The sequence below is a fragment of the Rhodanobacter sp. FW101-FHT13A11 genome, assembly GCF_058790335.1.
On the sequence record NZ_JBYTCN010000001.1, the window covers coordinates 416932 to 430296 of the forward strand.

At 68.0% G+C, this 13365-nt stretch carries 14 protein-coding genes; 3 read left to right on the top strand and 11 right to left on the bottom strand.

Going from position 1 to position 13365, the window contains the following annotated elements:
- Positions 1 to 8 precede the first annotated feature (8 nt).
- Positions 9 to 725 (top strand): 2OG-Fe(II) oxygenase, encoded by a 717-nt coding sequence (locus AC3WRN_RS01880; RefSeq protein ID WP_492621638.1) that lies wholly within the window; start codon positions 9 to 11, stop codon positions 723 to 725.
- Positions 726 to 847: 122 nt separating this feature from the next.
- Here AC3WRN_RS01880 and speD read toward each other — a convergent pair whose 3' ends face one another.
- Positions 848 to 1633 (bottom strand): adenosylmethionine decarboxylase, encoded by a 786-nt coding sequence (gene speD / locus AC3WRN_RS01885; RefSeq protein WP_068092516.1) that lies wholly within the window; start codon positions 1631 to 1633, stop codon positions 848 to 850.
- A gap of 290 nt (positions 1634 to 1923) precedes the next feature.
- Between speD and crp the strand changes: the two genes are divergently transcribed.
- On the top strand, positions 1924 to 2625 hold the full coding sequence (crp, locus tag AC3WRN_RS01890) for a cAMP-activated global transcriptional regulator CRP (protein WP_201028686.1): 702 nt from the start codon (positions 1924 to 1926) through the stop codon (positions 2623 to 2625).
- A 162-nt stretch (positions 2626 to 2787) separates the two neighbouring features.
- Entirely contained in the window at positions 2788 to 3084 is a 297-nt protein-coding gene (locus AC3WRN_RS01895) for a sulfite exporter TauE/SafE family protein (RefSeq protein WP_492621639.1), read from the top strand.
- 15 nt (positions 3085 to 3099) lie between these two features.
- On the opposite strand, the gene AC3WRN_RS01900 is transcribed toward AC3WRN_RS01895, so the two are convergent.
- The 10 genes from AC3WRN_RS01900 to AC3WRN_RS01945 form a co-directional block, all read right to left on the bottom strand.
- Positions 3100 to 3774 (bottom strand): haloacid dehalogenase-like hydrolase, encoded by a 675-nt coding sequence (locus AC3WRN_RS01900; RefSeq protein ID WP_492621753.1) that lies wholly within the window; start codon positions 3772 to 3774, stop codon positions 3100 to 3102.
- Between the two features lie 5 nt (positions 3775 to 3779).
- Positions 3780 to 4574 (bottom strand): indole-3-glycerol phosphate synthase TrpC, encoded by a 795-nt coding sequence (trpC, locus tag AC3WRN_RS01905; protein ID WP_068092510.1) that lies wholly within the window; start codon positions 4572 to 4574, stop codon positions 3780 to 3782.
- 97 nt (positions 4575 to 4671) lie between these two features.
- Complete coding sequence (gene trpD / locus AC3WRN_RS01910; RefSeq protein WP_492621640.1) at positions 4672 to 5730, bottom strand: anthranilate phosphoribosyltransferase; 1059 nt, start codon at positions 5728 to 5730, stop codon at positions 4672 to 4674.
- Positions 5727 to 6323, bottom strand: coding sequence for an anthranilate synthase component II (locus AC3WRN_RS01915; RefSeq protein WP_068092504.1), 597 nt, complete (start codon positions 6321 to 6323; stop codon positions 5727 to 5729). Before AC3WRN_RS01915 ends, trpD begins: the two co-directional genes overlap by 4 nt.
- Positions 6324 to 6544: 221 nt before the next feature.
- The gene (locus AC3WRN_RS01920; protein WP_492621641.1) at positions 6545 to 7783 is read right to left on the bottom strand and encodes a dicarboxylate/amino acid:cation symporter; all 1239 of its coding nucleotides are present in this window, start codon (positions 7781 to 7783) and stop codon (positions 6545 to 6547) included.
- Positions 7780 to 8559 carry a L,D-transpeptidase family protein gene (locus AC3WRN_RS01925; RefSeq protein WP_492621642.1) on the bottom strand — a complete coding sequence of 260 codons (780 nt, stop codon included), beginning with the start codon at positions 8557 to 8559 and terminating at the stop codon, positions 7780 to 7782. The genes AC3WRN_RS01920 and AC3WRN_RS01925 overlap by 4 nt, the downstream gene beginning before the upstream one ends.
- Before the next feature lie 132 nt (positions 8560 to 8691).
- Positions 8692 to 9549: a MurR/RpiR family transcriptional regulator gene (locus AC3WRN_RS01930; RefSeq protein WP_492621643.1), complete on the bottom strand. Its 858-nt coding sequence runs from the start codon at positions 9547 to 9549 to the stop codon at positions 8692 to 8694.
- A gap of 2 nt (positions 9550 to 9551) precedes the next feature.
- Complete coding sequence (locus tag AC3WRN_RS01935; RefSeq protein WP_492621644.1) at positions 9552 to 10649, bottom strand: dipeptide epimerase; 1098 nt, start codon at positions 10647 to 10649, stop codon at positions 9552 to 9554.
- Positions 10650 to 10700: 51 nt separating this feature from the next.
- Complete coding sequence (locus tag AC3WRN_RS01940; RefSeq protein WP_492621645.1) at positions 10701 to 12104, bottom strand: C40 family peptidase; 1404 nt, start codon at positions 12102 to 12104, stop codon at positions 10701 to 10703.
- Positions 12105 to 12130: 26 nt separating this feature from the next.
- Positions 12131 to 13288 carry a DUF819 family protein gene (locus AC3WRN_RS01945; protein ID WP_492621646.1) on the bottom strand — a complete coding sequence of 386 codons (1158 nt, stop codon included), beginning with the start codon at positions 13286 to 13288 and terminating at the stop codon, positions 12131 to 12133.
- Positions 13289 to 13365 lie beyond the last annotated feature (77 nt).

Here is a 13365-nt window from a genome sequence, read left to right on the forward strand (position 1 = left end):
GGATGCCCATGTCCACTGCCACTGATAACCCGGGTGACTTTATCGAGGTGTATCCCGACGCCTTGCCCGCGGCACAGTGTGCCGCCATGGTCGAGCGTTTCGCGGCAAGCGGCAAGACCCACCCCGGACGCGTCGGCAGCGGCGTGCTGCCCGAACTGAAGGACAGTCGGGATCTCGCCATCAGCGAACAGGCCGACTGGCGCGATGTGGAAATGGCGCTGAACCAGGCGGTATTCCGCGGGCTGCTCGCATATCTGAGACGATACCCGCACGCACTGATTGCGCCGCTCATGCTGGAGGTTCCGGGCCCGGGCGGTACCCGCCATCGGCTCACGCCCGAGCGCCTTCAGGCCATGGACGACGGCGCGCTGTCTGCACTTGCGGAAACGGCATTCCGGCCGGGAGCAATCAATCTGCAGCGCTACAGCGCGGGGCGCGGGGGTTATCCGTACTGGCATTGCGAGCTGTACCCGCGCGACCCACGCGCGGACACGTTGCACCGGCACCTGCTGTGGACGATCTACCTCAACGAGGGCTTTGCCGAAGGCGAAACCGAGTTTCTCCACCAGCAGCGAAAGATCGTGCCGCGCACCGGCACTCTGTTGCTGGCCCCGGCATCGTTCACCCATACCCATCGCGGAAATCGTCCGCACGGTGCCGACAAGGTGATCGCGACGAGCTGGGTGCTGTTCCAGCGCGCCGAACGATTGTTCGGCGCTGGATGACGGATCTGTCCCGCCGGCAAAGCAGCAGTTCGCCCGAGCGAACGACCCGCCCTAACGGAAGATCCGCGGCCCCGAATGGCCTCCCGCGAGCAGCCCGGAAAGGCCGCCTTCCGGGTTTTTCGTCACATCAGGTTGCGGCCGTGGAACAGTTCCTCGATCTCGCGGCGCAGCAGCGATTCGATGCGCTGGCGTTCCTTGAACGAGAGGTCGTCGGCATGCGCCTCGAACAGGTAGGTGTCGAGGTCGAAGTCCTTGATGTGCATCTTCGTGTGGAACATGTTCTCCTGGTACACGTTGACGTCGAACATCTCGTACTTCTGGCGGATGTGCTTGGCCAGGTAGTCCTGCACCGAATTGATCTTGTGGTCGATGAAGTGCTTCTTGCCCTTCACGTCGCGGGTGAAACCGCGTACGCGGTAGTCCGCGATCACGATGTCGGACTCGAAGCTGTCGATCAGATAGTTCAGGGCCTTCAGCGGCGAGATCACGCCGCAGGTGGCCACGTCGATGTCCGCTCGGAACGTGGCGATGCCGTTGTGCGGGTGCGTTTCCGGGTAGGTGTGGACGGTGATGTGGCTCTTGTCCATGTGCGCCACCACCGCGCCCGCGATCGAATCGCGGCCCAGCTTCTCGACCACCGGCTCCTCGGAGATCAGGATGGTCACCGAGGCGCCCTGCGGGTCGTAGTCCTGGCGGGCCACGTTGAGGATGTTCGCGCCGATGATCTCGGCCACGTCGGTGAGGATCTGGGTGAGCCGGTCGGCGTCGTACTGCTCGTCGATGTACTCGATGTAGCGCTGGCGCTGGTCTTCGGACACCGCATAGCAGATGTCGTAGATGTTGAAGCTCAGTGCCTTGGTCAGGTTGTTGAAACCTTGCAGGCGCAAACGGGGGAGTGGCTTGACCACAGGCGGCTCTCCATGACCGATATGTTCGGCCAGCAGCAGAGGCGGGTTAGCGACAAGGGTCCCCGCGGTATGGTGTGAAGTGCAGGCGCGCAGCCTGCACGACCCTTGTGTACCGCATGCGACAATCCTGCCGCATCCGGGAGACCGCGAAGTATGAGGCAAAAGAAAGAGAAATTGAACCTGCCGCAATTCTTCAGGTTTGCCATAATGCCAGGCTTGCAGGGATGGTCCGCGGACAAGCAGTGCCGTGTGGCAATGACCGCCGCTGTGACTACAACCATCTGTGGGGGATAGACGTGGCGCAACTCAAGTACCAGCTCCAACAGGCTTTCGAACGCTCGCAGGCGCCACTCGGCTTCGCCCCCGACCCCGCCGCGATGGAGCGCTTCCTGGCGCTGTGCCACCGCCGGCGCTACCCGGGCAAGACCGCGATCATCCGCCCCGGCGACCCGGCCAACACGCTGTACTACGTCATCGACGGCTCGCTGGCCGTGTGCACCGAGGACGAGCAGGGGCGCGAGCTGATCCTGGCCTACATCAGCCGCGGCCAGTTCATCGGCGAGATGGGACTGTTCGTGGAGCAGGCCCAGCGCGAGTCGATGGTGCGCACGCGCACCGCCTGCGAGATGGCCGAGATCAGCTACGAACGGCTGTTCCAGCTGATGGAGGGCCCGCTGCGCGAGGAGTGCCCGAAGATCCTGTTCGCGATCGGCTCGCAGCTCACCAACCGCCTGCTGCGCACCTCGCGCCAGGTCAGCCGGATGGCGTTCATGGACGTCACCAACCGCATCTCGCGCACCCTGCTGGACCTGTGCCAGGAACCGGACTCGATGACCCACCCGGACGGCACCCAGATCCGTATCTCGCGCCAGGAAGTGAGCCGGATCGTGGGCTGCTCGCGCGAGATGGTCGGCCGTGTGCTCAAGCAACTGGAGGAGCAGCGGATGATCGACGTCTCCGGCAAGACCATCGTGGTGCGCGGCACGCGCTGACCCCGCGGAGCGCCCCTGGCCGCTGCCGCAGCCGGCTCCCTGGCAGGGGGCCGGCTGCGGGCATTCGCCGCCACCGGTTGCGAGGCCGCGCTTGGATTGCGGACAGTTCTTCATCTTCGTCGGGCCGGCCTGCCCGCCCAACTGGCCGACGGCGCGCTGGGCATGGCCTATGGCCTGGTCTCCAACTCGATCCTGCTGGCGCTGGGCCTGCCGCCGGCGGTGGCCAGCGCCACGGTGTATACGGCCGAGGTATTCACCACCGGCGTGTCCGGCGCCTCGCATGCCTGGTTCGGCAACGTGCGCTGGCGGCTGTTCTGGCAGCTGGCGGTCCCCGGCGCGATCACCGCGCCGTTCGTCGCTTGGCTGGTGCGGCACCTGCCCGAACGCGCCGTGATGGCGGCGGTGGGCAGCCTGATCGTGCTGATCGGCCTGGGTCAGCTGGCGCGCCAGTGGTGGTGATTCTCCGCGGGGCGGTCAGAACCACTCGACGCGGGTAATCGCCCGGCCCAGCGCCTTCTCCACTTTCTTGCACAGCGCGGGCGTGCCGTTGACCAGCACCGCCTCGGCGGCCAGCTTCAGCATCGCCGCGTCGTACATCGAATCGCCGTAGGCAACCTGCCAGGCGGCGATCCCGTGCTCGGCCAGCGACTGCACCTTGCGCTGGCCCACGTTGTGTCGCAGCAGTCGCATGCCGAACCATCCCGGCCGCAGCTGCGAGGCCAGCACCTCCAGCCCGGTCAGGCCCAGTTGCTGCAGGATGCCGCTGGCCAGGGTGTGCTCGCAGCCGGTCACCACGAGCACGCGATCCCCCGCCAGCTGGTGCCGGCGAAGCGCCTGCAGGCCATCGCGGCAGAACTGCCTCGGCCGGCGCGCCAGCGTGGCGGCGAACGCGTTCGCCGCCGCCTGGTAGCGCCGCTCGCCCAGCCCCAGCAAGGCGATGCGCACCAGCGTGTACATCGGCCAGCGTCGCGAGAACGGACGCTGCAACAGCAGCAGCGGCGAACACAGCAAGGCCAGCGCGCAGCGCCACGGCGAGCGCCGATAGCGTTCTCGCATGAACTGGTAAAACGAGTCGCCGCGGATCAGCACGCCGTCGAAATCGAACAGCACCACCCGCGGCGGCGCGGCCCCCGCCTCCCCTTCCGGCATGACGGTCACGGCAGGGCGAACAGCCGCTTGAGTTCGCTGCCCGGATCCTCGGCGCGCATGAACGCCTCGCCGACCAGGAACGCCTGGATGCCGCCCGCGCGCAGGTAGGCCACGTCTTCCGGCGTGTGGATGCCGGACTCGGCCACCAGGATGCGGTCGTACTCGATCAGCCCCTGCAACACCAGCGAGGTCTCCAGCGAAGTCTCGAAGCTGCGCAGGTTGCGGTTGTTGACGCCGACCAGCGGCACCGGCAGCGCCATCGCGCGCTCCATCTCTTCCTCGTCGTGCACTTCGCACAGCACGTCCAGGTCGAGTTCGGCGGCCTGCAGCGACAACTGCAGCAGCACGTCGTCGTCCAGCGCCGACACGATCAGCAGCACGCAGTCGGCGCCGATCGCCCGCGCCTCCTGCACCTGGTACGGGTCGATGATGAAATCCTTGCGCAGCACCGGCAGCGAGCACGCCTCGCGGGCCTGCTGCAGGAACGCCTCGCTGCCCTGGAAGAAATCGCTGTCGGTCAGCACCGACAGGCAGGCCGCGCCGGCGGCCTCGTAGCTGCGCGCGATCGCGGCCGGGTCGAAATCCGGCCGGATCACGCCCTTGCTGGGGCTGGCCTTCTTCACCTCGGCGATCACCGCCGGCAGGCCGGCGTCGATCTTCGCCTCGATCGCGGCGGCGAAGCCGCGGGTGGCGGGCAGATCGGCGATGCGCGCGGCCAGCTCGGCCTCGGGCAGCCGGGCCCGGCGTTCGGCAATCTCTTCCGCCTTGCGGGCAAGAATGCGATTGAGGATGTCAGTCATGGCGTCTCACAGTTGCTGTAGCGCGATGGAACCATGGTGTGCCGGCCTACAGGTTTTTGCGCGAAGGGTGTGTGGTTTTCGCGCACAGGGTGCGCTCCTACGATTGGCCCGCAAGCCGGCGGGTCGCCGCCACGAACGACTGCATTTTCGCATGCGCCGCGCCGCTGGCAATCGTGGCGCGGGCCAGTTTGATGCCGTCGCCGATCGAGCCGACCACATCGGCCGTGTAAAGTGCCGCGCCGGCGTTCAGGCAGACGATGTCGTGCGGTATGCCCTGGCGGCCCTGCAGCGCTTCCAGCAGCATCGCCTTCGATTCTTCCGCATTTTCCACGCGCAGGTTGCGGCTGGACGCCATTGCCAGGCCGAAATCCTCCGGCTCCACTTCGTACTCGCGCACCACGCCATCGCGCAGTTCGCCGACCAGGGTGGCCGCACCCAGCGAGATCTCGTCCATGCTGTCGCGGCCCCACACCACCAGCGCGTGCCGCGCGCCGAGCTGCTGCAGCACGCGCACCTGGATGCCGACCAGGTCGGGATGGAACACGCCCATCAGGATGTTCGGCGCGCCGGCCGGATTGGTCAGCGGCCCGAGGATGTTGAACAGCGTGCGTACGCCCATTTCCTTGCGCACCGGCGCCACCACCTTCATCGCGGGATGGTGGTTCGGCGCGAACATGAAACCGATGCCGGTCTCGGCCATGCATTGCGCGACCTGCGCCGGCGGCAATTCGATCGCCGCGCCCAGCGCCTCCAGCACGTCGGCGCTGCCGGACTTCGACGACACGCTGCGCCCGCCGTGCTTGGCGATGCACGCACCGGCCGCCGCCGCCACGAACATCGCCGAGGTGGAGATGTTGAAGCTGGAGGCGCCGTCGCCGCCGGTGCCGACGATGTCGACGAAGTGTGGGTGCGGCGGCGCGTCCACCTTCGCCGACAGCTCGCGCATCACCCGCGCCGCGCCGGTGATCTCGCCCACGGTTTCCTTCTTCACGCGCAGGCCGGTGATGATCGCCGCGGTCATCAGCGGGCTCACCTCGCCGTTCATGATCTGGCGCATCAGCGCGATCATCTCGTCGTGGAAGATCTCGCGGTGCTCGATCGTGCGCTGCAGGGCCTCCTGCGGTGTGATGGTGATCGCGCGGGCGTGGCCGTTCATGCCGCCGCCCTCAGCGGCTGGCCCAGGAAATTGCGCAGCAGGTCGTGGCCGTGCTGGGTGAGGATCGACTCGGGGTGGAACTGCACGCCCTCGACCGCCAGCGTCCGGTGGCGCAGGCCCATGATCTCGTCGACCGAGCCGTCCGGGTTTTCCGTCCATGCGGTGACTTCCAGGCAGTCGGGCAGCGACGACTGCTCCACTACCAGCGAGTGGTAGCGCGTGGCCTCGAACGGATTCGGCAGCCCGGCGAACACGCCCTGCCCGCGATGGATCACCGGCGAAGTCTTCCCGTGCATGATCCGCTTCGCGCGGATCACCTTGCCGCCGAACGCCTGGCCGATCGCCTGGTGGCCCAGGCACACGCCGAACACCGGGATCTCGCCGGCCAGCTCGCGCAGCACGTCCAGCGACACGCCCGCATCGTCCGGCGTGCCCGGCCCCGGCGAGATCATGATGTGCGAGGGCTTGAGCGCGCGGATGCCGGCCACGTCCAGCGCATCGTTGCGCACCACCTGGACCGCCTGCCCCAGCTCGCCCAGGTACTGCACGAGGTTGTAGGTGAAGCTGTCGTAGTTGTCGATCATCAGGAGCATGGCGGATATCGCTTCGGTCGCATTGGCGCAGTGCGTCATGATAACCGCAGTACGTACGCCGCGCGTCCTGCGCCGGATCGCCACCATCCGGCCGGCGGCGGGGCGGTCGGCCACGCGGGCCGGTGCGCACCCCGGGGCGAACCGCAGGCCTCGCTGAACGGCGCCGCCGGGGCATGAGCCACGCCGGCGGCGGTCGCAGCGGCATCAATTCACGGAGGCGCTCAGGCGAGGTCGCCCCGCGACTGCCGGGTCACCATGCTGGTGGCGGCAAGGTCGCCGGTGACGTTGCCCAGCGTGGCCAGCGCGTCGGGGAGGGTGTCGACCGCCAGCATCAGGCCGAGCGGGCTCAGCGGCAGGCCCATCGCCTGCGCCACCGGCAGGTTGGTGGCGATGAAGGTGACCTGGCCCGGCAGGCCGACCGAACCCAGGCTGATCACCACCGCCAGCAGCGCGCCGGCGAGCAGCTGCGCGGTGGACAGGTCGATGCCGTAAGCCCAGGCGATGAACACCGCCGAGGTCACGTATTGCACCGGGCTGGTCAGGCGGAACAGGCTCACCGCCATCGGCAGCACCAGCGCGGCGACCTGCTGCGGGTAGCCGAGCCGGCGGTCGGCGCTTTCCAGCATCGCCGGCAGCGAGGCCAGCGACGATTGCGTGCTGATCGCCACCACCTGCGCCGGCACCAGCGCCAGCGCGAAGCGGCGTAGCCGCTCGCCGCCGAAGATCACTGCCAGCGGCAGCATCATCACGGTGACCGCCAGGTACAGCAGGCACTCCACCAGCACGTACACGCCGAGCGCGCTGAGCATGCCCAGGCCCGAGCGAGCGCACACCGAAAGGATCAGCGCGAACACGCCCAGCGGGGCGATCCACAGCACCCAGCGCACGATCACGATCATCGCGTCGGCGATCGCCTGGAAGAATTCCATCAGCAGCGCGCGCCGCGCCGGCGCGATCCGGGTCAGCGCGAAGCCGAGGCACAGCGCGAACACCACCAGCGGCAGCATCGCGCTCTGCGCCGCGGCCATAATCGCGTTGCTCGGCACGATCGCCACCAGCGTGTCGATCCAGTTCACCGGCGCCGCCTGCGCGGCGGCGGGCATGCTGGCGTGATCGAGCGCGGCGACCAGCGCCGGGTTGTGCGGGAACAGCGCGAACACCAACGGCGCGGCCAGCGCCGCGAACAGCGCGCCGCCGGTCAGCACCACGACGAACACTACGATCGCGCGCCGCGCGATGCGGCCCGAGGCGGCCGCGTCGGTGGCGGTGTTGACGCCCACCACCACCAGTGCCAGCACCAGCGGCGCCACGGTCATCTGCAGCGCGTTCAGCCACAGCTTGCCGATCGGCTGCGCCACGTTCGCCACCTGCAGCGCCACGGTTTCGTTCCAGTGGGCCAGCAGCAGGCCGACTAGCGCGCCGGCGGCCAGCCCGGCCAGCACCCGGGTGGTCGCACTCACCGCGCGGCATCCGCGGCGGCGAGCGCCGGCAGCTTCCAGTCCGCGCGCAGCCGCTCGTACTCGGCCTGCGGCAGCAGCACGAAGACCGGGTGCTGCTGCGGCTTCAACCAGGCCAGCAGCGACCGCATCACCGCTGGCGTCATCGCGGTGCAGCCGGCGGTGGTATCGCTGGGCGATTTCCACAGGTGCGCGAAGATGCAGCTGCCGCCCTGCGGCGCCGCCTGCGCGTTGTGCTCGATCACGAAGCCGAGCCGGTAGCGCTGGTCGCCGTTCGCGTGCAGGTCGCGCCGCATCGGTTCGCTGGAACCCTTCACCGCGCCGGCGCCGACCACGTTCGCGTCGACGATGCGGTTGTACTGGGCCGCGCCGCTGACATCCATGCAGTAATCGGTGGCGGTGAGCGCGCGGTACGGCAGCGCGGTGACCGCGTGCGCGGCGTAGCCGAACGCCTCGCCGATGCGGAACACGCCGGCCGGGCTGCGGTTGTCGCCCTCGCGCTTGAGCGGCCCGTCGTGCTGCGGCGCGTTCAGGCCCAGGCCCCAGCCGGCGCCGTTCTTGCCGATGGTCACCGGCGCGGCGGCATGCACCTCACGCCAGCCGTCGCCGTCCCGCGCAAACGTGCGCAGGGTGCCGTGGTTTGCGTTCCAACCGGCGGTGGTGACCAGTACCAGTTGGCGGGCGTCGTGCCACGGCGTGGCCGCCGCGCCGGCGTGCGCCGCACCGGCGAGCATGCCGGCAAAGGTCAGTACGGCAAGGGTTGAGCTGCGGACAGTCATCGGCCTTTCATCCGGCGGGTCAAATGATGATGTTGTAGGAGCCCGCTCGCGGGCGATGCTTTTGCTTCGATTTACCATTCCCGCGGAAAAGCATCGCCCGCAAGCGGGCTCCTACGGGGATGAGGCATGGGGTCATGGCTCCAGCATCAGCTGGATGCGGTCGAGGTTGGCCAGCAGCTGCGCGCGGAAATCATCGTGGCCTTCGCACAGCTGCACGAACACGCCGTCGAGCAGATGCTGCAGCGCCGACTGGTACAGCAGCGGCTGGATGTACGGCAGCTCGTCGTGCGCCGACACCACCAGGGCGAGGTCGGCCAGTGCACGCAGCGGGTTGGCGGTATGCCGCGTCACCGTGATCACCCGGCCGCGCCGCTCGCGGAAATAGCGGGCGATCTTGCACAACGCCGGATGGTTGCCGTGCTCGGAAAACACCAGCAGCACGTCGCCGGCGCTGGCCGCGGAAACATTCGCGGTCATCCGCGCGGTGTCGAAGTTGTGCACGGTGAGGATGCCCAGCAGCGACAGCTTCAGCGCGAAGCCGCGCGCGTGGATGTCGTCCTCGCCCAGACCGATGATGAACACCTTGCCGGTGCGGCCGGCCTGCTCGATCGCATCGGCCACGGCGTGGAGGGTTCCCGGCGGATTGATCAGCCGGGTAGCTTCCTCGGCCTCGGACTTGCGCCGCCACAGGTTGCCGGCGGAGGCGCCGCCGCGTTCGCCATCCCCTGCCGCGGCGACCTGCGGCGCATCGCCGTTGTCGGCACGGGCGATCGCCTCGCCCACCGAATACTTCAGGTCCGGATAGCCCTTGAAGCCCAGCTTCTGGGTGAACTTGACCACGCTGGACTGGCTGATCCCCAGCGCGTTGGCCAACTGCTGCGAGGAGTAGTCGCGCAGGAGCTGCGCGTTTTCCAGGATGAAGTCGGCGATGCGCCGCTCCACCGCCGACATCTGGTCGCGCTCCGAACGGATTTTGACCAGCGGCGACATCATCAATCCCCCAGCCTCTCCAGCCCGCGGATCTCGCGGATGCCCAGCCCGGGGGCCTCCGTCACCGAGATTTCCGACTCGTTGAAGATTACCCCACCGTCGACCGGGTTGAACTGGCACAGCGAGGGGCCGTCCAGGTCGACCTTGGTGATCACGTTCGACTTGGCCACCGCCACGTGCACCGCGGCGGCCACGCTGATCGAGGTTTCCAGCATGCAGCCGATCATGCACTCGATGCCGTGCATGCCGGCGATGTCGGCGATGCGGATCGCGTTGGAGATGCCGCCGGTCTTCATCAGCTTGATGTTGATGATGTCGGCCGCGCGCAGGCGGATCAGCTCGATCACTTCCATCGGGCCGAACACGCTCTCGTCGGCCATCACCGGCGTGTGCACGCGCTCGGTGACGTAGCGCATGCCGGCCAGGTCGCGCGCCTTCACCGGCTGCTCGATCAGCTCCAGCTTGATGCCGGCTTCCTCCAGCGTCTGCAGCGCGTACACCGCCTGTTTCGCGGTCCAGCCCTGGTTCGCGTCCAGCCGCAGCAGGGCGCGCCCTTCCACCGCGGCGTAGATCGCCTTGACCCGCTCGATGTCGACGCCGATGTCCTTGCCGACCTTGATCTTCAGCGACTCGAAGCCGCGCTCCACTGCGCTGATGGAGTCGGCCACCATCTTGTCGATGTAGTCGACGCTGATGGTGATGTCGGTGGTGATCACCGGGTCGCCGCCGCCGAGCAGCTTGTACAGCGGCGCGCCGTAGAGCTGGCCCCACAGGTCGTACACCGCGATCTCCACCGCCGCCTTGGCGCTGGTGTTCTTCTCCATCGAGGACTGGATCAGCTGGGTAAGGTGGTTGAGCTCGGCGATGTCCTGGCCGATCAGCCGCGGCGAGATGTAATGGCGGATCGCGTCGATGATCGAGCCGTGGGTGTCGCCAGTGATCACCGCGGTGGCCGGCGCCTCGCCGTAGCCGACCTGGCCCGAGTCGGTGTGCACCATCACCACGATGTCCTCCACCGTGTTGACCGTGCGCAGCGCCGTTTTGAACGGGGTCTTCAGCGGCACCCGCAGCATGCCGAACTGGATGTCGGTGATTTTCATGGGCAAGCCTTCATGGAATCCGTGTCCTTTTTCTTCTTGGTGCCGGCACGCTCAATGGCGGATGCGCACGATGCTGGTCATGCGGTCGACATAGGTTTGACTGTCGTTGTAGAGCAGCGGCAGCAGCGGAGTCACCGACACCGCGTTGAGCTTGATCCGCGCCTTGCTGCCGTCGGCCTTGTGGTAACTCATGCCGCCCACGTCGTGGATCACGTACGGCTGGCCGTGCAGGTGGCCGATCACCATCATCACGTGGCCGGGGATGTAGACCAGGTCGCCCACCTGCAGTGCGTGCGCGGCCTTGAGGCGTTCCTCACGGCTGTCCTTCGCGGTGAACCCGCGATGCTCCAGCGCCGGGCTGATCGCCTGCTTGCTGGTGTTGCGCGGCATCTGCACGCCCATGCTGCGGTATACGTCGGAGACGAAGCCGCTGCAGTCGCGGCCGTCGTAGGCGTGGCCCCAACCGTAGCGCTCGCCGAGGAACTTGAACGCCTGGCGGATCAGGTTGGCGCGGGTCAGCGGCAGGTAGTCGGCGGCGCTGTCGGTGTTTTTCTGCAGCAGCGCCGGGGTGAACGCCAGCGTGCCGTCGGCCTGGCGCAGCGGCAGTTCGATCACATGCGCGGCGTACGGCGTCTGGCCGTTGACCGGCTGGTCCGGCGGCAGCTTCGTCAGCAGCGGCACGCGCGTGCCCATGTCCAGCGGCAGCTGCGATACCGCCGGCTGCTCGCGGGTGAACACGGTGCGTTCGACCGCGCCGGTGACCACCCGGTACGGCACCTTGCCGGCATAGCCGAACACCGCGGCCGCGCTGCCTTCGGCCACGTTCTCCTTCTCGGTCCACGCCGCATAGCGCGGGCTGACCACGAACAGCCATCGGCCGTCGGCGCTGGCGTGCACGATCGCCACCGGCGTGCCGGGGAACTCGGCAGTCTCCTGGAAGCGGTCGATGTCGGTGTCGCCCTTGGTGCTGAACACGCGCAACGTGGTAGGGAAGGTACGCAGCGCGGCGCGGCGCACCACCAGGCCGTAGCGCGTGGGCTGCTGCGCGGGAATCGCATCGAGCGCGAGGTTGCCGACCACGGCATCCAGCGTGGCGGCCGGCACCGGCTGGCCGTCGACGTCGAACAGCGGACGGTCCGGCCGCTCGGACAGGGCTTCGATCCAGCCCGCGACCTGCTCGCGGCTCAAGGTTTTCGGCAACGCGTGCAGGTCGTGCATCGACGGATCGACCTGCAGCAGTTTCGCGTTCTGCGCCTCGATCGTGGCGCGGTCGAGGATCACCCGGTCAGGCTCGGCCTGCAGGCCGACCCAGAACGCGGGCGTGAGCTGCGCCTCGCCGACGCCGAGCACGCCGGACGGCGGCACCGTCAACGCATCGTTCGCCTCGCGCGCCTGCAGCGGCGCGCCGGCGAGGGCGAGCGCAAGCGCGGTGGCGGCAAGCAGGGGAAGTCGCATCGTCTTGGTCCTTGGTTGAAACCGCATCACGGGCCGGCCAGCGCCGACAGCACCATTGCCACCACCAGTCCGTAACCGGTGCCCAGGATGTAGCCGAGCAGCGCCAGCAGGATACCGACCGGCACCAGCGCGGCCGAATAGCTGGCCGCCAGGATCGGCGTGGCCGCCACGCCGCCAATATGCGCCAGCGAGGAGATCCCGCACAGGTACAGGTCGAAGCGGAACAGCTTGGCGAAGCCGACCAGCAGCACCGCATGGATCGCGATGATGGTGATGCCGCACAGCAGGTACAGCGGCGCCGCGGCGATGCCCTGGAAGTTGCTCTGCGAGGCCAGCACCGCCACCACGCTGATCAGCATCGCGCTGGAGATCGTGCTGGCGCCGGGGAACTCCGCCAGCGGCGTGTGCGCCACCACCAGGCCGAGGCCGGTAGCGAGCAGGATCGTCCAGGTGGTGGCGCTGATCATGCCGGAGGCAGGCAGCCAGTTGGCCAGCCAGCCCGACAGCGCCGCCGCCGACAGCGCCATGCCCAGCCACAGCAACACGCTGTCGTAGGTGGTCGGCGCCTTGGTCTTCACCGGTGCCAGCGGGATGTCGCCGCTGGATGCCGCCCGGGTCCAGCGGTTGAACGCCGGTGCCAGCCGCGCTACCGAGAACAGCACCACCACCCACATCGAGTAGCCCAGCGCGTCGGTCAGCAGCGACATCGCCAGGTGCGCGTCGGACATGCCTATCGCCTGCTTCACCGCGATCATGTTGGCGCTGCCGCCGACCCAGCTGCCGGAGAGCGCGGCCAGCGGTTGCCAGTCGTCGCCGGGCAGCCAGTGGCGATAGATCAGGAAGGTGCCGACGAAGGCTACGAACAGGCTGAGCGAGGTGCAGGCGAACACGCCGAGCACCCGCGGGCCGAGCCGCCAGATCGCGCGCAGGTCGCAGTTGATCATCAGCAGGAACAGCAGCGCTGGCACCAGGTGCGCCACCAGCATCGACTGCGCCGCCCTGATCTCCTCGTTGACCTGCCACAGCCCGGAAACCGCCAGCGCGGTGACGAACAGATAGGTCAGCACGATCGGCGGCAGCACCGAGAACACCTTCCAGCCGAAGCGGCGTTCCACCGCCGGAAACAGGCCGGCGACCAGCAACATCAGCGCCAGGTAAGGCCAGACCGTATGAATCACATGCATCCCCTCGTGGATCGTTCGCGGGTATTCGCAGGTTGGCCGGCTTCCACCATCAAGGAATAGCTGATTCTTATAAACTT

Bases quoted from the DNA above. Each gene is read 5' to 3' on its own strand.
- AC3WRN_RS01880 (WP_492621638.1), top strand. From the start codon at position 9: ATGTCCACTGCCACTGATAACCCGGGTGACTTTATCGAGGTGTATCCC.
- AC3WRN_RS01895 (WP_492621639.1), top strand. From the start codon at position 2,788: ATGGCCTATGGCCTGGTCTCCAACTCGATCCTGCTGGCGCTGGGCCTG.
- AC3WRN_RS01900 (WP_492621753.1), bottom strand. From the start codon at position 3,774: ATGCCGGAAGGGGAGGCGGGGGCCGCGCCGCCGCGGGTGGTGCTGTTC.
- trpC (WP_068092510.1), bottom strand. From the start codon at position 4,574: ATGACTGACATCCTCAATCGCATTCTTGCCCGCAAGGCGGAAGAGATT.
- trpD (WP_492621640.1), bottom strand. From the start codon at position 5,730: ATGAACGGCCACGCCCGCGCGATCACCATCACACCGCAGGAGGCCCTG.
- AC3WRN_RS01915 (WP_068092504.1), bottom strand. From the start codon at position 6,323: ATGCTCCTGATGATCGACAACTACGACAGCTTCACCTACAACCTCGTG.
- AC3WRN_RS01925 (WP_492621642.1), bottom strand. From the start codon at position 8,559: ATGACTGTCCGCAGCTCAACCCTTGCCGTACTGACCTTTGCCGGCATG.
- AC3WRN_RS01930 (WP_492621643.1), bottom strand. From the start codon at position 9,549: ATGTCGCCGCTGGTCAAAATCCGTTCGGAGCGCGACCAGATGTCGGCG.
- AC3WRN_RS01935 (WP_492621644.1), bottom strand. From the start codon at position 10,649: ATGAAAATCACCGACATCCAGTTCGGCATGCTGCGGGTGCCGCTGAAG.
- AC3WRN_RS01940 (WP_492621645.1), bottom strand. From the start codon at position 12,104: ATGCGACTTCCCCTGCTTGCCGCCACCGCGCTTGCGCTCGCCCTCGCC.
- AC3WRN_RS01945 (WP_492621646.1), bottom strand. From the start codon at position 13,288: ATGCATGTGATTCATACGGTCTGGCCTTACCTGGCGCTGATGTTGCTG.